The 23133-nt window shown below is 60.6% G+C and carries 24 protein-coding genes; 9 read left to right on the top strand and 15 right to left on the bottom strand.

All coding sequences use genetic code 11. From position 1 onward, the window contains the following. Positions 1–216: 216 nt before the first annotated feature. On the top strand, positions 217–1254 hold the full coding sequence (locus tag AC13Q5_RS05435; protein WP_457878645.1) for a diguanylate cyclase domain-containing protein: 1038 nt from the start codon (positions 217–219) through the stop codon (positions 1252–1254). A gap of 54 nt (positions 1255–1308) precedes the next feature. Here AC13Q5_RS05435 and dxs read toward each other — a convergent pair whose 3' ends face one another. From dxs to AC13Q5_RS05415, 4 genes are all read right to left on the bottom strand, one after another. Continuing rightward, positions 1309–3225, bottom strand: coding sequence for a 1-deoxy-D-xylulose-5-phosphate synthase (dxs, locus tag AC13Q5_RS05430; protein ID WP_488501034.1), 1917 nt, complete (start codon positions 3223–3225; stop codon positions 1309–1311). A gap of 125 nt (positions 3226–3350) precedes the next feature. Continuing rightward, positions 3351–4274 (bottom strand): pirin family protein, encoded by a 924-nt coding sequence (locus AC13Q5_RS05425; RefSeq protein ID WP_075855560.1) that lies wholly within the window; start codon positions 4272–4274, stop codon positions 3351–3353. A gap of 71 nt (positions 4275–4345) precedes the next feature. Next, positions 4346–4597: an exodeoxyribonuclease VII small subunit gene (locus AC13Q5_RS05420; protein WP_075855559.1), complete on the bottom strand. Its 252-nt coding sequence runs from the start codon at positions 4595–4597 to the stop codon at positions 4346–4348. Positions 4598–4599: 2 nt separating this feature from the next. Further along, positions 4600–5541: a histone deacetylase family protein gene (locus AC13Q5_RS05415; protein WP_488501033.1), complete on the bottom strand. Its 942-nt coding sequence runs from the start codon at positions 5539–5541 to the stop codon at positions 4600–4602. A gap of 168 nt (positions 5542–5709) precedes the next feature. Between AC13Q5_RS05415 and AC13Q5_RS05410 the strand changes: the two genes are divergently transcribed. Then, positions 5710–6111: an acyl-CoA thioesterase gene (locus AC13Q5_RS05410; RefSeq protein ID WP_488501032.1), complete on the top strand. Its 402-nt coding sequence runs from the start codon at positions 5710–5712 to the stop codon at positions 6109–6111. 39 nt (positions 6112–6150) lie between these two features. Here AC13Q5_RS05410 and AC13Q5_RS05405 read toward each other — a convergent pair whose 3' ends face one another. The 3 genes from AC13Q5_RS05405 to AC13Q5_RS05395 are packed head-to-tail and all read right to left on the bottom strand — an operon-like array spanning position 6151 to position 8016. After that, complete coding sequence (locus tag AC13Q5_RS05405; RefSeq protein WP_488501031.1) at positions 6151–6708, bottom strand: biotin transporter BioY; 558 nt, start codon at positions 6706–6708, stop codon at positions 6151–6153. A 28-nt stretch (positions 6709–6736) separates the two neighbouring features. Then, positions 6737–7339 (bottom strand): energy-coupling factor transporter transmembrane component T family protein, encoded by a 603-nt coding sequence (locus AC13Q5_RS05400; protein ID WP_457878642.1) that lies wholly within the window; start codon positions 7337–7339, stop codon positions 6737–6739. Next, positions 7339–8016, bottom strand: a complete 678-nt coding sequence (locus AC13Q5_RS05395) for an energy-coupling factor ABC transporter ATP-binding protein (protein WP_488501030.1) — start codon at positions 8014–8016, stop codon at positions 7339–7341. The genes AC13Q5_RS05400 and AC13Q5_RS05395 overlap by 1 nt, the downstream gene beginning before the upstream one ends. Positions 8017–8123: 107 nt before the next feature. On the opposite strand from AC13Q5_RS05395, the gene AC13Q5_RS05390 reads away from it, so the two are divergent. The 3 genes from AC13Q5_RS05390 to AC13Q5_RS05380 all read left to right on the top strand — a co-directional run bounded on the left by AC13Q5_RS05390 (position 8124) and on the right by AC13Q5_RS05380 (position 11327). Continuing rightward, on the top strand, positions 8124–9314 hold the full coding sequence (locus AC13Q5_RS05390; RefSeq protein ID WP_488501029.1) for a winged helix-turn-helix domain-containing protein: 1191 nt from the start codon (positions 8124–8126) through the stop codon (positions 9312–9314). An 86-nt stretch (positions 9315–9400) separates the two neighbouring features. Next, on the top strand, positions 9401–10480 hold the full coding sequence (locus tag AC13Q5_RS05385; protein WP_488501028.1) for a dipeptidase: 1080 nt from the start codon (positions 9401–9403) through the stop codon (positions 10478–10480). A gap of 301 nt (positions 10481–10781) precedes the next feature. Then, entirely contained in the window at positions 10782–11327 is a 546-nt protein-coding gene (locus tag AC13Q5_RS05380) for a GNAT family N-acetyltransferase (RefSeq protein WP_488501170.1), read from the top strand. 159 nt (positions 11328–11486) lie between these two features. On the opposite strand, the gene ribB is transcribed toward AC13Q5_RS05380, so the two are convergent. Together ribB and aroC are read right to left on the bottom strand one after the other, a co-directional pair. Further along, positions 11487–12590: a 3,4-dihydroxy-2-butanone-4-phosphate synthase gene (ribB, locus tag AC13Q5_RS05375; RefSeq protein WP_075855551.1), complete on the bottom strand. Its 1104-nt coding sequence runs from the start codon at positions 12588–12590 to the stop codon at positions 11487–11489. A gap of 10 nt (positions 12591–12600) precedes the next feature. After that, positions 12601–13698 (bottom strand): chorismate synthase, encoded by a 1098-nt coding sequence (gene aroC, locus AC13Q5_RS05370; RefSeq protein ID WP_457878638.1) that lies wholly within the window; start codon positions 13696–13698, stop codon positions 12601–12603. 375 nt (positions 13699–14073) lie between these two features. Here aroC and AC13Q5_RS05365 point away from each other — a divergent pair, with 375 nt between their 5' ends. Continuing rightward, positions 14074–14334, top strand: a complete 261-nt coding sequence (locus AC13Q5_RS05365; RefSeq protein ID WP_075855549.1) for a DUF1344 domain-containing protein — start codon at positions 14074–14076, stop codon at positions 14332–14334. Between the two features lie 116 nt (positions 14335–14450). Here AC13Q5_RS05365 and AC13Q5_RS05360 read toward each other — a convergent pair whose 3' ends face one another. From AC13Q5_RS05360 to AC13Q5_RS05345, 4 genes are all read right to left on the bottom strand, one after another. Then, positions 14451–15047 carry a histidine phosphatase family protein gene (locus AC13Q5_RS05360; RefSeq protein ID WP_488501027.1) on the bottom strand — a complete coding sequence of 199 codons (597 nt, stop codon included), beginning with the start codon at positions 15045–15047 and terminating at the stop codon, positions 14451–14453. 17 nt (positions 15048–15064) lie between these two features. After that, on the bottom strand, positions 15065–15883 hold the full coding sequence (gene fabI / locus AC13Q5_RS05355; protein ID WP_075855547.1) for an enoyl-ACP reductase FabI: 819 nt from the start codon (positions 15881–15883) through the stop codon (positions 15065–15067). 122 nt (positions 15884–16005) lie between these two features. Further along, positions 16006–17163, bottom strand: a complete 1158-nt coding sequence (locus AC13Q5_RS05350) for a DnaJ domain-containing protein (RefSeq protein ID WP_488501026.1) — start codon at positions 17161–17163, stop codon at positions 16006–16008. A gap of 311 nt (positions 17164–17474) precedes the next feature. Continuing rightward, positions 17475–17933 (bottom strand): RT0821/Lpp0805 family surface protein, encoded by a 459-nt coding sequence (locus tag AC13Q5_RS05345; RefSeq protein WP_075855545.1) that lies wholly within the window; start codon positions 17931–17933, stop codon positions 17475–17477. A 64-nt stretch (positions 17934–17997) separates the two neighbouring features. Here AC13Q5_RS05345 and pdxH point away from each other — a divergent pair, with 64 nt between their 5' ends. Further along, positions 17998–18618 carry a pyridoxamine 5'-phosphate oxidase gene (gene pdxH, locus AC13Q5_RS05340; RefSeq protein WP_457878634.1) on the top strand — a complete coding sequence of 207 codons (621 nt, stop codon included), beginning with the start codon at positions 17998–18000 and terminating at the stop codon, positions 18616–18618. Between the two features lie 3 nt (positions 18619–18621). On the opposite strand, the gene AC13Q5_RS05335 is transcribed toward pdxH, so the two are convergent. Beyond that, positions 18622–19680, bottom strand: coding sequence for a polysaccharide deacetylase family protein (locus tag AC13Q5_RS05335; RefSeq protein ID WP_488501025.1), 1059 nt, complete (start codon positions 19678–19680; stop codon positions 18622–18624). 227 nt (positions 19681–19907) lie between these two features. On the opposite strand from AC13Q5_RS05335, the gene AC13Q5_RS05330 reads away from it, so the two are divergent. Both AC13Q5_RS05330 and AC13Q5_RS05325 read left to right on the top strand, forming a co-directional pair. Then, the gene (locus tag AC13Q5_RS05330; protein WP_075855542.1) at positions 19908–21206 is read left to right on the top strand and encodes a D-alanyl-D-alanine carboxypeptidase family protein; all 1299 of its coding nucleotides are present in this window, start codon (positions 19908–19910) and stop codon (positions 21204–21206) included. Positions 21207–21328: 122 nt separating this feature from the next. Further along, complete coding sequence (locus AC13Q5_RS05325) at positions 21329–21634, top strand: nucleoside triphosphate pyrophosphohydrolase family protein (RefSeq protein ID WP_075855541.1); 306 nt, start codon at positions 21329–21331, stop codon at positions 21632–21634. Between the two features lie 36 nt (positions 21635–21670). Here AC13Q5_RS05325 and tldD read toward each other — a convergent pair whose 3' ends face one another. Then, positions 21671–23086, bottom strand: a complete 1416-nt coding sequence (tldD, locus tag AC13Q5_RS05320) for a metalloprotease TldD (RefSeq protein ID WP_488501024.1) — start codon at positions 23084–23086, stop codon at positions 21671–21673. Between the last annotated feature and the right edge of the window lie 47 nt (positions 23087–23133).

The raw sequence follows: 23133 nt of genomic DNA, 5'->3' as shown, positions 1-23133 counted from the left end.
AGAGCATCATTGGCCGCAGCCTGTCCGACTTTGGGGCAGCGACGGCGCGGCTGGAGCGTTCTTTCCCTTGAAGAACAGGCTCTTCGGACCATGGCCTTGTTTTCGGCGGACCATCCTTTGGTCAAGATTTATTAAATATTTGATCGGTGGCAGGGTTGCCCTGAGCGGCGAACCACCATTCTTATAAACGCATGATGACCGCCCAGGGAGATTCGAATGGGACAGTTCGTCCGAGTTCCGGCCAATGAAGCACAGAGACTTTTGGCCGTACGCTCCCTGAATGCGATTCACAGCAGCCCGACGCCGGAGCTTGCGACCCTTGCGGAATTGGCAAGAGGTGTGTTCGAGACACCCTATGCAGCAATCAACATTATCGATGAGGACTGGCAGCGCATAGCAGGGCAGGCGGGGCTGAAGATCGCCGAATGCTCGCGCGATATGTCGATCTGCACGCGGGTGGTTTTCGATGATGAATTGCTGGTCCTTCCGGATCTTACGGAGGAGCCGGAACTGAAGGCTGCCCCCTTCGTGCTCGACGACCCCCACTTTCGTTTTTATGCGGGTGCGCCGGTGCGGTTGGAGAACGGTCTGCCCGTAGGAGCCTTCTGCATTCTCGATCAGAGGCCGAGGCAATTTTCCTCGAATGAGGAACAAAGCCTCATGCGGTTTGCCCAGATTGCAAGTGCGCTCCTGCGGCTGCAGAAAACGAACTTGCTGATGGGAATAGCCGAGAATGGCCTGCGCGCGGCAGCCATGACCGATCCGCTGACTCGTTTCTTCAATCGGTCGGCGCTCGAAGCTGTCGTCGATGGCGCGCTGAGCGCGGCGATAGCGACAGGCGGCAATTTCGGCGTCCTCTATCTCGATATGGACGGCTTCAAATCGATCAATGACCGCTTCGGTCACAATGTCGGCGACGAAGTTCTGTGCGAGGCGGCGGTGCGCATTCGCTCAGTCGTCCGAGCAGACGATATCGTCGTGCGCATGGGGGGTGACGAGTTTGCGATATTCGTCCCGGACTCGCCCGACAAGAATGCGCTCATGTCCCTGTCCGAACGGCTGCTTGCCGCCTTCAGGGCGCCTTTTGCGGTGGATGGTGTGTCGATTTTCGCAAGGCTCAGCATCGGCGCTGCCCTCGCGCCACATGATGGTGCAACGCGCGTCTTGCTGTTGAGGAATGTCGATTCCGCGCTTTACCAGGCAAAGGCCGCCGGCCGCGATCGCGTAGCGGTCTTCAATTCGCTTCATTCCTGATATGTCGGGGTATGATGGTGTCAGGCAGCCGTAGAGCCGCCTGATCTTTGCGCTTTATCCGGCTGCCTCGACGATACGGCCGCGGCCAAGTGCGCGGAATACCGTCTGCACGATGCCGGCGCGATCAAGGCCAGCCATGGCGTTCATGGCCTCCGGCTTGGCCTGCTCCATCCAGAGATCGGGCATGACGAGCGAGCGGATCTTCAGGCCGTTGTCGAGCAGGCCTTCATTGGCAAGGAACTGCATGACCTGGCTGCCGAAGCCGCCGGCCGAGCCCTCTTCGATAGTGATAAGGATCTCGTGATGGGCAGCAAGCTGGCGGATGAGATCATGGTCGAGAGGCTTGGCAAAGCGCGCATCGGCGACCGTCGTCGGCAGACCGGCAGCATCGAGATCCTCGGCGGCGGCAAGGCTGTCCGCCAGCCGCGTGCCGAAGGACAATAGCGCGACCTTCGAGCCCTGCTTGATGACACGACCCTTGCCGATTTCGAGGATCTGGCCGCGTTCCGGCATTTCGATGCCGACGCCTTCCCCACGCGGATAGCGGAAGGAGATCGGACCAAGATCATAGGCAGCGGCAGTGCGCACCATATGCTTGAGCTCTGCCTCGTCGGCCGCGGCCATGACGACGAAGCCCGGCAGGGTGGTCAAAAAGGCAGTATCGAAGGAGCCGGCATGCGTCGGGCCATCGGCGCCGACGAAGCCGGCGCGGTCGATGGGGAAGCGGACAGGAAGGCCCTGGATCGCCACATCATGGACCACCTGATCGTAAGCGCGCTGCAGGAAGGTGGAATAGAGGGCGGCGAAGGGCTTGTAGCCTTCGGCGGCGAGGCCTGCGGCGAAGGTCACGGCATGCTGCTCGGCGATGCCGACGTCGAAACAGCGCTTGGGGAAAATTTCCTGCAGCTTGTCGAGGCCGGTGCCGTTCGGCATGGCGGCGGTGATGCCGACAATCTTGTCGTCGAGCATTGCTTCCTGCACCAGTGCTTCGGCGAAGACGCTGGTATAGCTCGGCGCATTCGGCTTCACCTTGGTCTGCGCACCGGTGATGACGTCGAACTTGTTGACGCCATGATATTTGTCGGCAGCGGCCTCGGCCGGTGGATAGCCCTTGCCCTTCTGCGTCACGACATGGATCAACACCGGACCTTGCGCATTGTCGCGCACATTGCGCAGTACGGGCAGCAGATGCTCGAAGGAATGGCCGTCGATCGGGCCGATATGGTAGAAACCCATCTCCTCGAACATGGTGCCGCCGGTCACATAGCCCCGTGCGTGCTCGACTGCCCGGGTGATGGCGCGGTCGACCTTCTTGCCGAGATAGGCGGTCAGTTTCTTGCCGAAATCCCGAAAACCCATATAGGTGCGACCGGAGGCAAGACGGGCGAGATAGGCGCTCATTGCCCCCGTCGGCGGAGCGATCGACATGTCGTTGTCGTTGAGGATAACGATCAGCCGCGCATCCAGCGCGCCGGCATTGTTCAAGGCCTCATAGGCCATGCCGGCCGACATGGCACCGTCGCCGATGACGGCGATCACGCGGCGATCGGTATTGTCAAGCTCGGCGGCCACGGCCATGCCGAGACCTGCGGAAATGGATGTCGACGAATGAGCCGCGCCGAAGGGATCATATTCGCTTTCGGCCCGTCGCGTGAAACCGGAAAGACCGCCTTCCTGGCGCAGCGTGCGAATGCGATCGCGACGCCCGGTCAGGATCTTGTGCGGATAACACTGATGGCCGACATCGAAGATCAGGCGATCGTTCGGCGTGTCGAAGACGCTGTGGATGGCGATGGTCAATTCGACGACGCCGAGACCGGCGCCGAGATGTCCGCCGGTGCGCGATACCGCATCGATCATCTCGTCGCGGACTTCGCGGGCGAGCTGCGGCAATTCCCGGTCCTCCAGCTTTCGCAGGTCGGAGGGATATTGGACCCGGTCCAGCAGTGGCGTCTCTGGCATTTGTGTCAAGGCTGAAGCCTCTTTCTTGCTATTCTTGGGCGGTTGTCCGCCTTTACGTCAAAACAGATTGCGACAAAAGACGCCGAATTCAAGGTGCTCCCGAACAAGAAACATGTGGGATTGTTATGAACCCGTTAGCCTTCCGGCAGGGGAATGAACTCTTCCTCGTCGCCCGGCACGATATCGAAGCGGCCTGTGCGCCATTCTTCCTTGGCCTTTTCGATGCGCTCCTTTGAGGACGAGACGAAATTCCACCAGATATAGCGCTTTGAATTGAGCGCTGCACCGCCAAAAAGCATGAGATGACAGCCTTTTTCGCCGGCCTCCAGCGTTATCGCATCGCCTGGACGGAAGACGAGGAGCTGATCCTGTTCGAAACGGTCGCCGGCGACAATGAGCGAGCCGGAGAGAATGTAGACCGCACGCTCCTCATGCGCTGCCCCAAAAGGAAACGTCTTGTTCGGCTGCAGCTGCAGATCGACGTAGAGCGTGTCGGAGAAGGATTTCACCGGCGATTTCAGGCCCTCGAAATCGCCGATCACAACGCGCCCGGTCACGCCGCCATCGGCGATGATGGGCAGCTCATCCTTCTCCGTATGGGCGAAAGACGGATCGATCTCTTCCTTTTCATCAGGCAGCGCCAGCCACGTCTGGAGTCCGGACATGGCGAAGGGGTGATCGCGTAGGTTCTCCGGCGTGCGCTCGGAATGCACGATACCGCGACCCGCCGTCATCAGGTTGACGTCGCCGGGGCGGATCACCTTCGCCGTGCCGAGACTGTCCATATGGCGGATTTCGCCATCGAACAGATAGGTGACGGTGGAAAGCCCGATATGCGGATGCGGGCGGACATCCAGCGCCTGGCCCGGTCGCAAAATGGCAGGACCCATGCGGTCGAAGAAGATGAATGGCCCCACCAACCGCCGCCGGCTGCTCGGAAGCGCGCGCCGCACGGAGAAGCCGCCGAGGTCGCTGGTGCGCGGAATGATGAGGTTCTCGATCGCGTCGCAGGCGAAGGCATCACCGGCCTGCGGATCGTTTCCTGGGAAGAAGGACATATCGACTTTCCTTTCGGCTGGAATTCAACCTAACGGGAATGTCGGCCAAACTCAAATTTTCCCATCCGATCTCAGGCGCCGTCAAGCGCTTCGGTGCCCTGCGGCTTGCCGGCACGGTCGAGCCTGATCTTCTCGATGCGGTTCTCGGCAGCCGACAGCAGCGCCTCGCAATGCTTCTTCAGCGCTTCGCCACGCTCGTAGATCGAGATGGATTCGTCCAGCGCCACATCGCCGCGTTCGAGCCGGGCAACAATGCTTTCAAGCTCCGCCACGGCCTTCTCGAAGGAATAGCTCGAAACATCTGCCTTGGCGTTCTCGCTCATCGTCAACCTCTCATCATGCGTAGAATATGCATTCCCGCCGACTCGGCGAGACCTTCCAGATCATAGCCGCCTTCGAGCAGGCTGACGACCCGGTTCTTCGCGCTTCGATCGGCAACCTCGAGCAGCCGGCCGGTCGCCCAGTCGAAATCCTCGCCGGTGAGGTTCAGTTGTGCCAGCGGATCGCGGTGATGAGCGTCGAAACCGGCCGAGATGATGATGAGATCGGGGCGGAAATCATTCAGCGCCGGCAGCACGCGCGACTTGAAAGCCTCGCGGAATTGATCGCCGCCGGTATTGGGCGAAAGCGGCGCGTTGACGATGGTGTTGTGTGCGCCAACGTCATCCTTCTTGCCCGTGCCCGGATAGAGCGGCATCTGGTGGGTGGAACAGAAGAGCACGGAGGGATCGTCCCAGAAAATGTCCTGCGTGCCGTTGCCGTGGTGCACGTCCCAATCGACGATGGCGACGCGCTCGGCGCCATGGGCCCTTTGCGCATGGCGGGCGGCAATCGCCGCATTGTTGAAGAAACAGAAGCCCATGGCCTTGGTCTTCTCGGCATGGTGACCGGGCGGACGGGCCGCGACGAAAACATTGTCGGCAGCGCCGGAGAAGACATCGTCGACCGCCGCCATGGCGCCGCCAACGCCGTGCATGATCGCCTGCAGCGTCTTCGGGCTGGCATAGGTGTCGGCTTCGAGTTGGTTGATCTCACCATCATCGCCTCTGTCCGGCATCGAGCGCAGAACGAAATCCAGGTGCTCTTCCGGATGGGCAAGCAGGATCGCATCCTCATGCGCCGCAGGAGCTTTTCGCCGGTCCAGCCGCTCGAAATTCGGATGCTCCAGCGCAATGTTCAGCGAGCGCAGCCGGTCGGGCCGCTCCGGATGGCCGGGCGGAACGATGTGTTCAAGAAAGATCGGGTGTTCGTAAAGACGTGTGCTCATGGGACCAATCTATAAATGAGGCGTGACGCCTATTACAGGACATGGACCATGTCACTACAATGTCAACAATCCATCTTAACCACTTTGGGATGGCGTCCGTTTACTTATCGAGGCGCAGTGTTAAGCTTTCATTAAGGTCAGTATGGCGCCGGCCAGGGTTATTGCGTGATGGCGAGAGTAGAACGATCCGATGTCATTGAGGTAAGGGTGCCGCCGCGCGATGTCGACCGGCACGGCCAGATGTTTATCGCCTCTTATATCTCGCAGGCTGAGACCGCACTCTCGAATTTCTGGCGTACGCGGCCGCTGGTCGATGATGAGCCCATCTACATCGCCAAGAAGGCGTCCTGCTCGCTGCATCGTGGCCTGCATTTCGATGATCTCGCCCGCTACTCGATCAGCGTCAACAAGATCGGTGGCAAGTCGATCGGTTTCGTCGTCGCGATCGAAACCGGCAACGAACTTGCGGCGGAGGTGGAAATCCTCTGGCTCGCAGTGCGCGGCGATGAGCATGATCCCGTGCCATTGCCGGAAGATACGCGCGACTGGCTCTATAAATATCTGGCTTGAGCGGACAAGGACAGCATGTCGCTGCCCGCGTGGGCTGCTTCAGCTCCGCTGCGGCAGAAGTGGGTAGCCAGCCATGACGGCGCGGCCGACGAGAGCTGCGACAAATGCCTTGATAAGGTCTCCCGGCACGAAGCCCATGGAGCCGACGAACGCCTTGCTGAAGCCAACGTTGATTGTCAGCCAGGCAATGCCGAAAGCATAGAGCACCACGACACCGCCGATGGCGGCGGCGACGAAAAAGCCGACACCCTGCGCGAGGCTGCTTTGCTCCGGCTTCACCAATCTCTCCGAGAGATAGCCGGTGACGAAGGCTGCAAAGATCCAGCCGACGAAGAAGCCGGCCGTCGGACCGGCAAAGACGGCTAGGCCGCCGCGTCCTCCGGAAAGGACCGGCAGGCCGATGGTAACGAGTACGACCACCAGCAGCACCGCGATCGTGCCGCGCTTGGCGCCAAGCACGACGCCGGCGAGCATGACGCCGAGCGATTGCGCCGTGATCGGAACGGGAATGATGCCGATCGGGATGGGCGGTAACAGGCCGAGCGCCACGATGATGGCGGCAAAAAGCGCCGAGAGGACGAGATCGCGGGTGTTCATGGCTGCTCCTTCCGAAAGAGATTTATGTTCATTGACGCCGAATGCCGCGCGCGTCAATCGCAGCGGCGATATTGTCCGCATCGCGCAGCGTCAGGATGATCAACGGCGCGAGCGTGGTTGCCAGGCGGATCTTGATCCCGCGTGCCTGATGTGCTTCGCGGATCGCGCGATAGCGATCGAGAATTTCGGGCACGAAGCGGATGACGAGGCCGATCGCAAGCCCGATATCGGCAGCTTTGAGCAGCCCCAGCTTTTCGAGCGGCATGGCAAGCGCCGTGATCTCGTCGATGAAAGCGGCCATCGATGTCGTCGCCGTCACCGTGGCAGCAAACAGCGCCAGTGCCGTCAGCCGCAGGGCGGTGACGATTGCCGCGTGAAGCGGGCCGACCAAGGCCGCAAAAATCGCGAGGACCGCAATCGAGATCAGGATCGGCCACAGCCGCTTTAGTGCCTCTGCAATCGACAGGCCGCTGCGGAAATAAAGGCCGGCGCCGATCAGATTTGCACAGGCAAGCACGGTGATGGATTGAGTAAGGAAGAGCAGCACGCCGAATGCGGTCAGCGCCAGCAGCTTCAGGCGCGGCGAGAGCCGATGCAGCCAGGTATCGACATCGACATGCAGCGTCTGCATCAGGCCGCCAGCTCCCTGTAGCGCGCAATCGCCTCCGCCGCCGGCGCGTCGGCAACGAGCCGGCCCTGGTCGAACAGCAATACTCGCTCGAAGTCGTCGAGTAGCGGCAGATCGTGGCTGATGACGATGACGCTTTCCGGCAGGCCCATGATGGTCTTCTGTACCAGCGCCCGGTTCTTGAGATCGAGCTGATTGGTCGGTTCGTCCAGAATGAGGATGTCCGGACCAGTTACCAGCACGGAACACAGGGCCGCCATCTGCAACTCGCCGCCGGAAAGCTCATGCGCGCGCCGCGAACCGAGATGGCCGACGCCGAAGCGCCCCAGAATGCTGTCGACCGCAGCTTCGATTTGCGCCTTGTCGTATCCGCGCGCCTTCAGCCCGAAGGCAATGTCGTCGCGCACGATGGGCAGGATGATCTGGTTCTGCGGCGACTGGAAGATGTAGCCGACCTTTCCAAGCACTTTGGTGGCATCGCCGACGGTATCGAGACCGTCGACCACGACGCGCCCGATCGTCGGCTTCACGAGCCCGTTGATCAGCCGCGCGAAAGTCGTTTTGCCGGAACCGTTGAGGCCGATCACGCCGATGCGGCGCTCCTGAAGCGTCAGGCTGAGCGGCGACAGCGCAGTACGCGTGCCGTAATTGACGCCGGCATTGTCGAACCGAATATCCAAGCCGCTTCCCTATTCCATGGCACAGTCGCGGAGCTATAGCGCATCGCGTGGATTTATCAAATCAGGGCCTCTTTGAAAGCATGGGAATTTATGCCTATGATCTGCTCATGACGAATCTGCTCTCGAATCGTGATGCCCGCCGCGTGTTCCTTGCCAAGCAGGGGCTCGCCAATCCGCCGAACCGTGCCTTGACCAAGGCGGGCCTGCTGCAGCTCATCCACGACATAGGTTTCGTGCAGGTCGATAGTATCGCGACCGTCGAGCGCGCCCATCATCAGATCCTGTTTTCGCGCAACCAGACCTATCGTCGCGAGCATCTGACGGAGCTTCTGGAAAAGGACGGCGCCCTCTTCGAGAACTGGACGCATGATGCCTCTATCTTGCCGAGCGCCTTCTTCGTCTACTGGAAGCACCGCTTCCGCCGCGAGGACGAGGCGATTATCGCACGCTGGCGCAAATGGCGGGGGGAGGGGTTCGAGGCGGCTTTCGAGGAAACCTACGAGCGCGTGCTGAAGAATGGCGCCATCACTGCCCGCGAGGTCAAGGCGGAGGATCATGTCTCCGGCGGCTGGTGGAACTGGCACCCGAACAAGACGGCGCTCGAATATTTCTGGCGCACCGGCAAATTCGCGATTGCCGGCCGCACCAATTTCCAGAAGGTCTATGACCTTGTCGAACGTGTCCTGCCGAGCCATTTCCATGAGCCGGAAGTCGAGCATGACGAATTCGTCGACTGGGCCTGCCGCAGCGCGCTACAGCGTCTCGGCTTCGCGACGTCAGGCGAGATCGCAGCCTTTTGGGATCTCGTGTCGCCGCAGGAAGCCAAGACGTGGGTCGAGACGCATCGCGACGAGCTGACCGATGTGCTGATCGAGCCCGCTGGCGGCGGCAAGCCGCGCCCTTCCTTCGCGTTCCTCGATTTCCACGAAACGCTGGACAATCATGCCGAAGCGCCGGCGCGCATCCGCGTTCTCAGCCCCTTCGATCCGACTTTGCGGGATCGCAATCGCACCGAACGCCTCTTTGGCTTCTTCTACCGGATCGAGATTTTCGTGCCGGAACCGAAGCGCGAATACGGCTATTACGTCTTCCCGTTGTTGGAGGGAGACCGTCTGATCGGCCGGATCGACATGAAGGCCGACCGCAAGGCCGGCACTCTCGATGTCAAACGCCTGTGGCTGGAACCAGGCGTCAAGACATCCGTCGGCCGGCTGGAGAAGCTTGAAGCGGAGCTGGAGCGTGTCGCCCGTTTCATCGGCGTCGAGAAGGTTGTGTTTCTCGACGGTTGGCGGGGATGATCGATTTTTCCCTTTTCGGGAAATCGGCAGCGGATTGCGTTGTGGCGTAAGCGAAATTGCCTCTGACCTTTAGGGACTACGGTCGCATGGCTGATGTTCGGATTTTCGATGGGCATAATGATGCGGTCCAGTTCATGCTGGATTATAGGCCTGAGGGTCGCGATTTTCTGGCTCGATCGGAGGCAGGGCATCTCGATCTCCCGCGAGCGCTTGAGGGAGGTCTGGCCGGCGGATTGTTTGCTATGTTTGCCTCGCCGGAACGCGAACCGGTGGACGATCTGACGATCACCCATGACGGGTATGAGGTTCGCTATGCCGAGGCGGTGCATCCGGACCATGCACGGCTGCAGATCGATAGGCAGCTTTCGGCCATAAGGAAGCTGATCGGGCGCTCGGGCGACAAAATACGTCTCGCAACGAGCGTCGACGAGATCGAGGCGGCCGGATATGACGGCGCCTTTGCCATCGTGCTCCATATGGAAGGCGCCGACGCTATCGGCCCCGATCTCGACTATCTGGACAGCCTCCGCGATGCCGGCCTTCGATCCCTAGGGATCGTGTGGAGCCGCCCGAATATCTTTGGCTATGGCGTTCCGTTCGCCTATCCGAGATCGCCCGATACGGGGCCTGGGCTGACGGATTTGGGCAAGAGCCTGGTCAGAAGATGCAATGAACTCGGCATCATGATTGATGTTTCCCATCTGAACGAGCGTGGATTTTGGGACGTCGCGGCATTGAGCACCGCTCCGCTCGTGGCCACACATGCCTGCGCCCATGCCATATGTCCGTCGAGCCGAAACCTGACCGATCGGCAATTGGACGCCATCCGTGACACCTGCGGCGTCGTTGGGCTGAATTTGGCCGTCAACGACATTCGCGCCGATGCCAATCTTGAAGAAGATACCCCACTCGATGCCGTCGTTCGTCAAATCGATTACCTCGTCGCCCGCGTTGGAGCGGATGGGGTCGCGCTCGGATCGGATTTCGATGGCGCCGTTATGCCCCGCGAAATCAGGGACGCAAGCGGCTTGCCGCGTCTCGTCGATGCAATGCGCAAGAGCGGATTCGACGAATCTACTCTGCGAAAATTCGCCTATGAAAATTGGCTTCGCGTATTCGGCCTCACATGGTTGGATCGATCACGAGCTTTGTCACCTCCCCCTTGAGGGGGGAGGTCGCCGCGTAGCGGCGGGTGGGGGTGAACCTGAGTGCAGGGTGACATCACCCCACCCGAAGCTTAGCTCCGCCCCGCTCAAGGGGAGGGTGAGGATCGGCAGATTTCCATCATGGCGATCTTGATACCAAAACCTTCCTGGCCGAGATGACGTTGCTTGCCGCTGGTAACTTATAGCAAAGTCATTTCCAGTGGTTTCAGCGCGGCGTTACAAACCTGTGCTTCTGGTCGAGGTCATAACTTAGGCTGTCGCATAGGCAGAGGCGCCTATCAAAAGGGAGGATTTGTTGTCGTTGCCAATTCTCGAGGGCCGGAATGTCAGGCTCCGTCCGCCATGCGCCGATGACGCCGATACGCGCTTCGCCCTGGGCACGGATGCCGAGATCGCGGAAATGTATGGCGTCAACAAAGAGGACATCAAGCCCATCACCCGGGAGGGGGCGGCGCTATGGGTTCAGGGTCTTGCCGATCACCCCCACGCCTGGGTCATCGAAATCAACGGTGCCTTTGCCGGCATAATCAGATTGGACAACGTCAATCGCCAGGACAGGCGCGCGACGATGGCGATCGGGATCTATAATCCGGCCTTGCTCGGGAAGGGGTTTGGCACCGAAGCGATCACTCTTCTGCTGAGCCATGCCTTTGGCGAGATAGGGTTGCATCGGATTGGAATACGCGTGCTCGCCTACAACAAGCGCGCCATCCGCGCCTATGAGAAATGCGGCTTCATCGTTGAAGGACGGGAGCGGGAGACGGCCTACGTCAACGGCAGCTGGCACGATGACATCATGATGGGCTTGCTGGATCGCGAGTTTTCGGCGCTGCAACCTCAAGGCTGACGCTGCCAAGGGATGGCGGCATCAATCACCTCCCCCTTGATGGGGGAGGTCGCGCGGCACGCGCGGGTGGGGGTGACAATTGGCTGGCTGCAGAATTTGCCGCAATCACCCCGTCCCGGAGCTATGCTCCGACCCTCCCGCTCAAGGGGAGGGTAAAGATCAGCAGATTTCCGTTGTGGCGATCTTGATGCCGAAGCCTTCCAAGCCGACATAGTGCCGTTCGCGACTGGTCAGCAGCTTGATCGAGCTGACGCCGAGATCCTTCAGGATCTGCGCGCCGAGGCCGATTTCCAGCCATTCGCTGTCTCGCGCCTGTGCCTCGGCATGGCTTTCACGCTCGGCCTGGCGCGCCTTGCGGCCATTGTCGAAATGACCGACTCCGACGGAGCCTTCGCGAAGATAGACGATGACGCCGCGGCCTTCCTCGGCGATCTTCTTCATGTAGAAATCGACGGGACGGCGCTTGCCGAACAGATCCTCGGCGACGTTTTCCGGATGCAGGCGCACCGGGATATCGACGCCATCGCGGATATCGCCGAAGACCACGGCGAGATGCTGCATCGGGTCCCAGGGCAGCGAGTAGGTATGCGCCCGCGCCTTGCCGAACGGCGTCTCGATGTCGAAGCTGGCACCGAGTTCGATCAGGGTTTCCTTGCGCTGGCGATAGGCGATGAGATCGGCGACGGAAACGAGCTTCAGGCCGTTCTGTTCGGCGAATTCCACCACTTGCTGGCCGCGCGTCACCGTGCCGTCATCGTTGACAAGCTCGCTGATGACGCCGATCGGCGGCAGGCCGGCAAGCTTGCAGAGGTCGACGGCGGCTTCCGTATGGCCCGAACGCATCAGCACGCCGCCTTCGCGCGCAACCAGCGGGAAGATATGGCCGGGACGGACGAAATCCGTGGGGCCGACATTCGGATTGGCGAGGTTTCGAACCGTCAGGGTCCGGTCGTCGGCGGAAATGCCTGTCGTGGTGCCATGCTTGAAATCGACCGAGACGGTGAAGGCCGTCGTATGGGCAGAATCGTTTTCCGCGACCATGGCGTTGAGGTTCAGCCGCTTGGCTTCCTCGCGCGGCATCGGCGTGCAGACGATGCCGGAGGTGTGCCGGACAATGAAGGCCATCTTTTCAGGCGTGCAATGAACGGCGGCAACGATCAGGTCGCCTTCGTTCTCGCGGTCGTTATCGTCCATGACGACGACGATCTCGCCGGCTTCGAAAGCCCGGATGGCATCGACAACGCGCTTCTGGTCGTAAGACATCTCGAAATTCCTACCTCTGCTGGCCGGTCTGGCCGCGATCCCTCAGATAATGGTCGGCAACGGCGCAGGCGACCATTGCCTCGCCGATCGGCACGGCGCGAATGCCGACGCAAGGATCGTGGCGGCCCTTGGTGCGCACGTCGACATTGTTGCCGTCCGCATCGATCGACTGGCGTTCCGTCAGGATAGACGAGGTCGGCTTGATGGCGAAGCGCGCGACGATCGGCTCGCCCGTGGAAATGCCGCCCAGGATGCCGCCGGCATGATTGGACAGGAAGATGCGCTTGCCGTCATTGCCCATGCGCATCGCATCGGCATTTTCTTCGCCGGTCAACTCGGCAGAGGCGAAGCCCTCACCGATTTCGACGCCCTTGACGGCGTTGATTGACATCAACAGCGAGGCAATATCCTGGTCGAGCTTGCCGTAGATCGGGGCGCCAAGTCCTTCCGGCACGCCCTCCGCCACCACTTCGACCACGGCGCCGATCGAGGAACCGGCCTTGCGGATGCCGTCGAGATACTCTTCCCAGACCGGCACGATCTCCGGATCCGGAGCGAAGAAGGGGTTCTGATCCACCTGCGCCCAGTCCCAGTTGGCGCGGTTGATCTTGTGCTTGCCGATCTGCACCAGCGCGCCGCGGATGGTCACGCCGGGCACGACGAGGCGGGCGATGCCGCCGGCAGCGACGCGTGCGGCCGTTTCGCGGGCCGACGAGCGACCGCCGCCGCGATAATCGCGAATGCCGTATTTGACGTCATAGGTGTAGTCGGCGTGGCCGGGGCGATAGCGCCGGGCGATCTCGCCATAATCCTTCGAACGCTGGTCGGTATTCTCGATCAGCATCGAGATCGGCGTGCCCGTCGAGATCATCGTCTCGCCGTCTTCGTCCAGCATCACGCCCGACAGAACCTTGACGAGATCGTCCTCGCGCCGCTGGGTCACGAAGCGCGATTGCCCCGGCTTGCGCTTGTCGAGCCAGGCCTGAATGTCCTCCAGCTTGAAGCGGAGGCCGGGAGGGCAGCCGTCGACGACGCAGCCGAGCGCCGGGCCATGGCTTTCGCCCCAGGTGGTGACGCGGAAAAGGTGACCGAATGTATTGTGCGACATGAAAAACGACCGGATTGGTGCAGCCTGACGGGCAGACCGCGTCTTGTCTCTTGCAATTTCGGCCCACTCATAGAGCATGATGCCGAAAAGTGTAAGCGGTTTTCGGGCGACATCATGCTCTACCTATTTGATTCCAGTGCCGGATGCCGGCAAGACAAAATCTTTCTTTCCGGCTGCGTGGAAACGGCTGACGCGGCTTCCGTCTGCCGCTTCAACATCATGGTAAACAAAGATTAATCTGCGCTGTGGATTGTGACGATGCATTCACCAATTGGGCGAACGAAGCCACTATTGGGGGCAACTTCCGCCATATTCGACGTGTTTTCTACATCGCAATAAGAAATGAAAAGCAAACTGACCTGAAGGGTGACGACGATGCGCTTCTTTGTAGCGACGCTTTTGGCCACGGCAAGCCTGCTTGCTCCTGTCGCGGGCTTTGCAGAAAGCGCGGATGTCGAGGCCATCATCAAGAAGGTCGACACCAAGAATTTCAATATCACGCTGGATGATGGCAAGAGCTATCAAGTGCCTGAGGATTTTGATTTCAGTGGCCTGCAGGCTGGCGTGAAGGTCGTGGTCTTCTATACGGAAGTTGACGGCAAGCGCGTTGTCAACGATCTCGATATCGTTCAGTAAATGGTGGTGCCGCCGGGCAAACCGGCCGTCTCGGGCGAATTTCCCGCTTTCAAGCTGATTGCTCTTCTTCCGTAGCTGTCAGACCGTGCAGCCATTCGCGCTCGGTTGGGAACCGTCTACATCCAGCCGATGATCTTCATCTGTGGATCGACCTTCAGGATCTGGTCCTGATGGATCGGGATTTCAGCCGCCTCTTCCTTTTCAACATCGCCGATCAGACGAAATAGCGTGCGGATGACGCCGCCATGTGTGACGCAGACGGTGTGACGATCAACCGATGCCAGCCATGAGCCGACCCGCCATGACAGGATTTCGTAGCTTTCGGCGTCATCGCCAGGCGGGATAAAGTCCCATTTGTTCGCCTTGCGCTCGGCAAGCCGGTCGGGCGCCGTCGCCTTCAATTCCCTGAGGGTAAAGCCCTCCCAGGCGCCGAACGACAGCTCGACGAGCCTTTCGTCCGTTCGATAATCCTTGGGTGGCAGACCCATGGCATCGCGCGCGATTTCCATGGTTTCGCGCGTGCGCCGCAAGGGGCTGGCGACGAAATCGAAGGCTATGTTTTCGAAGGCGAGGATTTCGGCGAGATCGATGCCGTTCTGCCGGGCCTGCTCGCGGCCGATGGCGTTCAGATCAATATCCTTCTGCCCTTGCAGGCGGCGCTCGGCATTCCAGTCGGTCTGACCGTGGCGTATCACATAGAGGATGGGCGACACGGTCAGATTCCTGTTGGTCAGTCCTTCGCGACGGAAATGTCGGGCGCGTCCACGGCCTTCATGCCGACCGTGTGATAGCCGGAATCGACGTGGTGGATTTCGCCGGTGACAGCCGTCGACAGGTCGGACAGCAGATAGAGGGCGGAATTGCCGACTTCGTCGATCGTGACAGTCCGCTTCAGCGGCGCATTGTACTCGTTCCACTTCAGTATGTAGCGGAAATCACCGATGCCGGAAGCTGCGAGCGTCTTGATTGGGCCGGCCGAGATCGCGTTGACGCGGATGCCGCGGCTGCCGAGGTCGACGGCGAGATAACGCACGCTTGCTTCGAGAGCGGCCTTGGCGACACCCATGACGTTGTAATGCGGCATGACCTTTTCCGCACCGTAATAGGTGAGGGTGATCATCGAGCCGCCGTCATTCATGATTCGCTCGGCGCGCTGTGCAACTGCCGTGAACGAATAGACGGAGATGTCCATTGTCTTCGTGAAGTTGTCGCGGCTGGTATCGAGGTAACGGCCGGTCAGTTCGTCCTTGTCGGAAAACGCAATGGCGTGCACGACGAAATCGATCTTGCCCCATTTCGCTTCCAGCGTGTCGATGACGGCATCGATCGTTGCCGGTTCGGTCACATCACAATGGCCTGCCATGAAGGCGCCGAGTTCCTGAGCAAGCGGCTCGACGCGCTTCTTCAGGGCATCGCCCTGCCACGTCAATGCGATTTCGGCTCCGGCATCCGAACAGGCCTTGGCAATACCCCACGCTATCGAACGGTTGTTTGCTACGCCGAGGATGACGCCGCGCTTGCCTGCCATGAGGCCAGTGGATTGAGCCATATTCTGCTCCCTTGAACTTTCGAATGACCCTGCCTATGGCATAGGCCGTTCCCCTGTTCAAGCATCGTAAAGATCATCAACTGTTAGGGATCGTAACAAAGGGTGCTGTTGTCACCAAAATTTCACAGGAAAAGGCCTTCGCGCATGCTGCGCATGAGATCCGTGACCTTATCGTCGGGTTTTTCCCACAGCATCAGCCGCAATTCGACGATGAGATCGCCCTTTCCGCCATTGCCGTCGGGCAAACCCTCACCGGAAATGCGCACGACCTGATCCGAACCGGACCAGGCTGGCACCGTGATCCTGACCGGCCCGTTCAATCCTTCGATCGTGGTCTCGCAGCCGAGGACCGCATTCTCGATGGTCACGGGCAATATTGTGCGGACATCGCTTCCGTCGAGCGTGAAGCGTCCGTCGGTCGACAGATGAACGGTAACGGCGACATCGCCGCGCAGCATGCCCTGCAGCTTCAGTCCCTGGCCCTTCAGGTGAAGCACCTGGCCATTGGAGATGTCCGTCGTCGCCTGGAAGCGCGCTTCGCGGCTGTCGGGCAGCGGAACGGTAATCCAGCGGCTCTTCAGCATGTCGTCGAGTGTCACCGTTGCTTCGGCGGCGACCTCCGGGGTTTTTTCCGGGGGCTTTTCGGGCGCATTGCCGCCCGTGATGCGTCGCACCAGCGAACCGAGAATGCCGAAGGCCGAACGTGAGCCGGCTGAGGCTGCCGCCAACTGCTCTTCTTCCACCTGCGGCTCTTCCGGTGCCGCGGTATTGGGTTGCTCTTGCGGTTTTTCCGCCTGTGGTGCGCCGGCGGCCGCCGTGGCTTGTGCCTGCTGCGCCTGGACGGTTTTCACTCCGAAAATGCGTTCGACCATATCCTCTGGGGATTCGGCGGCGTTGCCCTGCTGGCCGGATGCGGCGGTGGCTGCCGCCTTGCGGGCATTGGCCCTGGCAAGCTCTTCCATGATCTTTTCGGCATTGGCGCGCGCGGCCTTGGCTCGCTCGGCGGCTTCGCGGGCCGCCTGCCGCTGCTGCATGATCGTCTGCTCGTGGCTTTGGCCCTTCGCCTCGGCCATGCGCGCGATCTGATCGTAACGGCTGCGCTTCTGCGGATCCTTCAACGTCTCGTAGGCACGGCCGATTTCGGCAAACCGCTCCGACGCGGTTGGATCGCCCAGATTGTGATCGGGATGGGCGGTCTTCGCCAGACTGCGCCAGGCGGACTTGATTTCGTCCGCCCCCGCATCCTTCCTAACGCCCAGCACCTTATACGGATCGCGCATCTTTCCCGCCATCATTCGTGGATGTGCTCAGCCCCATCGCAGCACCCCAAGCAAAGAACCAGTTGATAGCGCTTCGCCATCCTGCTTCCCGTCATGGGAGGCAAGGCTGATGCGCCGATGTGCCGATCCTGCGGGAAAAGTTGCTAATCAGGCGTTACGGCGGATGGGGGCCAAAGGCCTCCATTTCAAGGCATGGTTAGCCGATCACTAACGGGGGGCTCGGGATTTGTAGTCGGAAACGGAACGTCGATTACAATAGAATGCTTATCAGCGTGAACTGATTTTAGGCCGCGGGAAGGGGAGAGGGGCGGTCAGCCCGCCTGCTGAAAGCTGAGCAACTGCCATTCGCCGAGGCCGACGAGGCAAGTCCTGCCAGAGAAGTTGGCAACGCCCTGATAGGAGTGTCGGCTGGTGCGGAATTGACGGCAGACCACGCCGGAGGCGTTGCTTTCCACGATGGCGTCGATGACGCCGGCACTGCCGGTAGAGGTGTTTGCCCAGGGTATGGGCTGGCCGTTGAGCTTATGGAGGTCCGCCGAGGTGACGGCATTGCGCACGGTGGTTTCGTCGGACATGCTGTCGGTCGTCACTGCAGCCGTCGGTACCGTGCCGGTAGAGACGCTGCGATCCACCTTGGCGGAGCTCAGATAGTCCATGCCGCCGCCGACGCAGCCGCCAAGAGCGAAAAGGGAGACTAGGGCGACAGCCATCGTCACGCCTTTTGCAAGCTTGCGCTTTGTATGAACGATCGACTTTGCTATGACTTCCACCCGAGCATTTTGGCCAGCCAGAGGGGCCAGCGGTTATTGGGAATTGCGGAGCTTTTGAATTAATATGTCGGAAAACGAGTTAACAAGCGGTGACTTCACCGAACAGAACGAACCTTTCACTCTTTTTGCGGCCTGGCTGCGCGAGGCGGAGACCACCGAACCGAACGATCCGAATGCGGTAGCGCTGGCAACGGTGGATAAGGATGGTTTGCCAAACGTTCGCATGGTTCTTCTGAAGGGTTTCGATAGCGACGGATTCGTATTCTATACAAATTTCGAGAGCCAGAAAGGTCAAGAAATTCTTTCCCAGAAGAAAGCGGCCATGTGCTTCCACTGGAAGTCGCTGCGACGCCAGGTGCGCCTGCGCGGTCTGGTTGAAGTGGTGAGCGACAAGGAAGCCGACGAATACTATAAGACAAGGGCTCGCGGCAGCCGCATCGGCGCCTGGGCTTCGAAGCAGTCGCGTCCTCTTGAGGGTCGTTTTGCGCTGGAAAAGGCAGTTGCCGAATATACTGCGCGTTACGCGATCGGCGATATTCCGCGCCCGCCTTACTGGTCCGGCTTTCGCATCCGGCCGCTTTCGATCGAATTCTGGCACGACCGCCAGTTCCGCCTGCACGATCGCATCGAGTTTCGCCGCGAGATGCCTGAAGGTGCCTGGCAGAAGGTGCGGATGTATCCGTAAGTCCTATGCCGTTTCCCGGCGCCCCATCAGCCGCATGGGGATGCCGGAAGCGAGCGCCGATGCATAACGCGGCTTCTGATAATGCCCGTTCAGCGATAGTCGCGGCAGCAGCATCGGTGCATTGCCATTTGTTACCGTGATCGTGCCGGGGCGCGTGGTGACACCGACGGAAAAGCCGAGCTCCGTCGCAAGCCGTCCTTCGCGCGGCGAGACGGCCTCGTTCGTGCCATAGGGATAGGCGATTGCGGCTGGCCGCTTTCCGGTGATGTCGGCGACATAATCAGCCGAGAGCGCCATCTCGGCTGCGGCCTCCGCTTCCGGGAGCCTCGCCAGCGCCCGATGGCTCACCGTATGTGCCCCGAGCGAAGCAAGCGGGTGCCGGGCGAGTTGCCGTAATTCACTCCGACCCATAACCGATGCGTGGACGAACTCGAGCGGTTCCAGGCCGTGACGCCGGGCAAGCTCATCGATCCGGCCGACGGCTTCGCTTTCCTCATGGCTATGGACGAAGGCGGCAAAGCGTGCAAACGCGGTATGCTTCTGGCTGTCCTTGCCGAGCGGCAGGAATTCTTCTCCCGACCCGAAATCGAATGTCAGCCGGTCCAGCCGGCCGAGCAACTCGGCCAGCGTCTCCCACCATATGCTATGGGTCCGTTCCGAAAGCCCTTGGGCGACGAAGACGGTGAAGGGTGCGTTGTGGCGCGCAAAGATCGGCAGAGCATGATCGAGATTGTCGCGATTGCCGTCGTCGAGCGTGAAGGCGACGAAGGGCGGTTTGCCGGCAGCGCTCTTTGTTCTTGAAGGAAGGGTGTCGAGCGCGACGAACTCGTAACCGTCCTGCTTCAGCCGGGCGATCGCCTGGTCAAGAAAATCAGGCGAAACCTCCAGATGCGCATTGGGCGCAAACCTGCGGGGAAGAGGAGGGCGGACGTGATGAAGGGTGAATATCGTGCCGAGGCCCGCAACGGCACGCATAAGCCCCGCACCCTTCAAGATTGCGGCAGCCTCCAGTCCGCTGGAGATCATCGTGCGCTTGATGCGGACCTTGATGCCCTGTTCCATGCGGCTCGACCCGGTTGACCAATGTCAACGCTGTAGCGCATGCCCGTTAAACCTTACTGAATCTTTGTCATAATTTCCAATGCGTTAATGCTTATTTTACCAGGAAAGGCAAAATTGAGGAACTATCGAGGCTGTTGCCTCAATATCGCACCGGTATCAGGTTTTTTGTCGCAAAATCATACAGGGATTGATGCGGTGTGTTGGCATTCTTTCGGTTGGGGACAATTATGAAAAGACTTCTGATGGCTCTGTCGGCGGCCGTCTTGCTATTGGGCGCTCCTGCGGCGAGCTTCGCGGGCAGCGCATATTTCATCATGGATGCGAAGACCGGCAAGGTACTGGCATCAAGCAATGCGGATGACCTCAACCATCCGGCATCGCTGACTAAGATGATGACCTTGTACATGACCTTCGAGGCGATCCACCGCGGCAAGCTGAGCTGGAACACCCGGATCCCGGTATCGCGTTTCGCCGCTGCCAAGCCCCCGACCAAGCTGGGCCTCAAGCCCGGCGGTACGGTGACCGTTCGTGAAGCCGTCGACGGCATGATCATCAAGTCCGCCAACGATGCCGCAGCCGCCATGGCGGAAGCGCTCGGCGGAAGCGAAAGCGGCTTTGCCCGGCTGATGACGCAGAAGGCCCGCGAAATCGGCATGCGCCGCACCACCTTCCTGAATGCGTCCGGCCTTCCGAACATGCAGCAGTGGACGACAGCCCGCGATATGTCGACGCTCGCCGTCGCGCTCATCAACAACTATCCCCAGGAATACCGGCTCTTCTCGCAGGCCGGTTTCAACTATCGTGGCCGCAGCGTTCGCGGTCACAACAATCTGATGTATCGCTATGAAGGCATGGATGGCATCAAGACCGGCTATACCAATGCCTCCGGCTTTAACCTCGTCAGCGCCGTGCGCCAGGGCAATCGCCGCGTGATCGGCGTCGTCATGGGCGGTGCGACCGCGCGTGGCCGCGACGCGTTGATGGCCTCGCTGCTCGATCGCTATATTCCGAAGGCAAGCGCCGTTTCGGCATCGCGCCTGATTGCAAGCGTCGGCGGCGGCAAGGCGTCAAGGCCGGTCGAAGTGGCCTCCGCATCCGATGACGCTGCCGTCGACGTCGATGCCCAGACCACTGCAACGACCACTCCGGCGCCGGCGCGCAAGCGTACCGAGGTCGTCCCGATGGCATTTGCTGCGGCCTCGAACGTTACCGTACCGATGGACCGCCCGGCCGCGATGGACGAGATCCTCGTTGCCAACAAGTCGGCCGCAACCGGCAGCTGGCAGGTGCAGATCGCCGCAACCCCAACGGCCCAGGCAGCCAAGGATTTGCTTTCCGAGGCGAAATCCAAGGCCGGCAATGCGCTCGCCAACGCCTCACCCTATACCGAGGCTGTCGGCAAGGGTGGCAACACCGTCTATCGCGCCCGCTTCGTCGGCTTTGCCAGCCGGGATGATGCGAACTCCGCCTGCTCGGCGTTGAAGCGCAAGGACTTTGACTGCATGCTGCTGCCGAGCAAGGGCTGAGCATTATCCGAATCACACAGTATGGGCCGGCGGAGCGAAACTCCGCCGGCCTATTTTTTGCCGGATCGACTTTTGCGTGGGAATCGTTCATTAATAAAAAGAACATAAGGGGAACGATATCGATGCTGCCAGATCTGATGAAGCAATTCGAAGCGGCTTCTGCGACCTATGCCGCCGATAACGGCCTGGAACGCGACGACGACTGGTTCGTCCTGAAACTCCAGGAGGAGCTGGGCGAGTTGATCCAGATCTGGAACAGGGTCACCGGCCGCGGGCGCCGCAAGGGCATGAGCGACGCGGATCTGGCAACGGCGCTTGCCGATGAAACGGCCGATGTGCTCGGCCATATTCTTTTATTCGCGAATCGCAACGGCCTCGATCTGCCCGCTGCCATCGAGCGCAAGTGGCTCTTCCGTCCCCACGAATGATGGGTGCCAGCAGGAATAATAATGAGGGCAGGGGCTTTAAGCCTTGGTGCCCCCGACCGTGATCTGGTCCATGCGCAGATGTGGCTGGCCGACGCCGACCGGAACCCATTGGCCCGCCTTGCCGCAATTGCCGATGCCGGTATCGAGCTTCATGTCGTTGCCTATCATGGTGACGCGCTTCATCGCATCCGGTCCATTGCCGATCAGCATGGCGCCCTTGATCGGCGCGCCGATCTTGCCGTTCTCGATGAGATAGGCTTCGGTGCAGCCGAAGACGAACTTGCCAGAGGTGATGTCCACCTGGCCGCCGCCGAAGGAGACGGCATAGATACCCTTCTTCACCGACGCGATGATTTCTTCCGGCGTCTTGTCTCCGCCGAGCATGTAGGTGTTGGTCATGCGTGGCATCGGCGTATGGGCATAGCCTTGACGGCGACCATTGCCGGTCGCCTTCATGCCCATCAGCCGCGCATTCTGCCGGTCCTGCATATAGCCGACCAGCTTGCCGTTCTCGATCAGCACGTTGTAGGCCGAAGGCGTGCCTTCGTCGTCGACGGTGATGGAGCCGCGGCGGTTCTCGATCGTGCCGTCATCGACGACGGTGACGCCGGGTGCCGCCACCATCTGACCCAAAAGACCGGCGAAGGCCGAGGTCTTCTTGCGGTTGAAATCGCCTTCCAGCCCGTGGCCGACGGCCTCATGCAGCATGACGCCCGGCCAGCCGGAGCCGAGCACGACATCCATCGTGCCGGCGGGTGCCTCGATCGCCTCGAGATTGACAAGAGCCTGCCGAAGGGCCTCGTCGGCGCCATAGTGCCAATTGTCCTCCGTCACGAAATCGCCGAAGCCGATGCGCCCACCGGTGCCGAAGGAGCCGGCTTCTTGGCGGTCGCCGTCGCCGACGATCACGGAAATGTTGACACGCGTCATCGGCCTGACATCGCGCACGCGATGACCGTCGGCACGAAGAATGTCGACCACCTGCCAGCTCGCGGCGATGGATGCGGTCACTTGGCGGACCTTGTCATTCTTGTCGCGCAGATAGCTGTCGATCCGCTGCAGCAGCTTCGCCTTCTCCTCGAAGCTCGGCGTGCCGATCGGGTTCTCGTCGCCATAGAGCACCTTGTTGGTACGCTGGGGCGCAGCTGCATAGGAGCCGGCATAGCCCGACGTCACCGCGCGCACCGCATCGGCGGCGCGTTTCAGCGCGGCTTCGGAGAGATCACCTGCATGAGCATAGCCCACCGCTTCGCCGGCAACGGCACGAAGGCCGAAGCCCTGTTCGGTGTTGAAGCTGCCGCCCTTCATCCGACCATTGTCGAATGTCAGCGATTCGGCCTGGACATGCTCGACGAAGAGCTCGCCGTCGTCGGCGCCTGCGAGTGCCTCGGCAACGATGCCGCGCAGCTTGGCTTCATCGGCATCGAAAAGGGTAAGGAGATCGGTATTCATGGATCAGGTGCTCCGTTCAGAGCCGATGTAGGCTTCGCATCGCGCAA

The organism is Martinezella sp. CNPSo 3964 (genome assembly GCF_057784375.1).
This window is presented reverse-complemented; position numbering and strand designations above follow the sequence as displayed.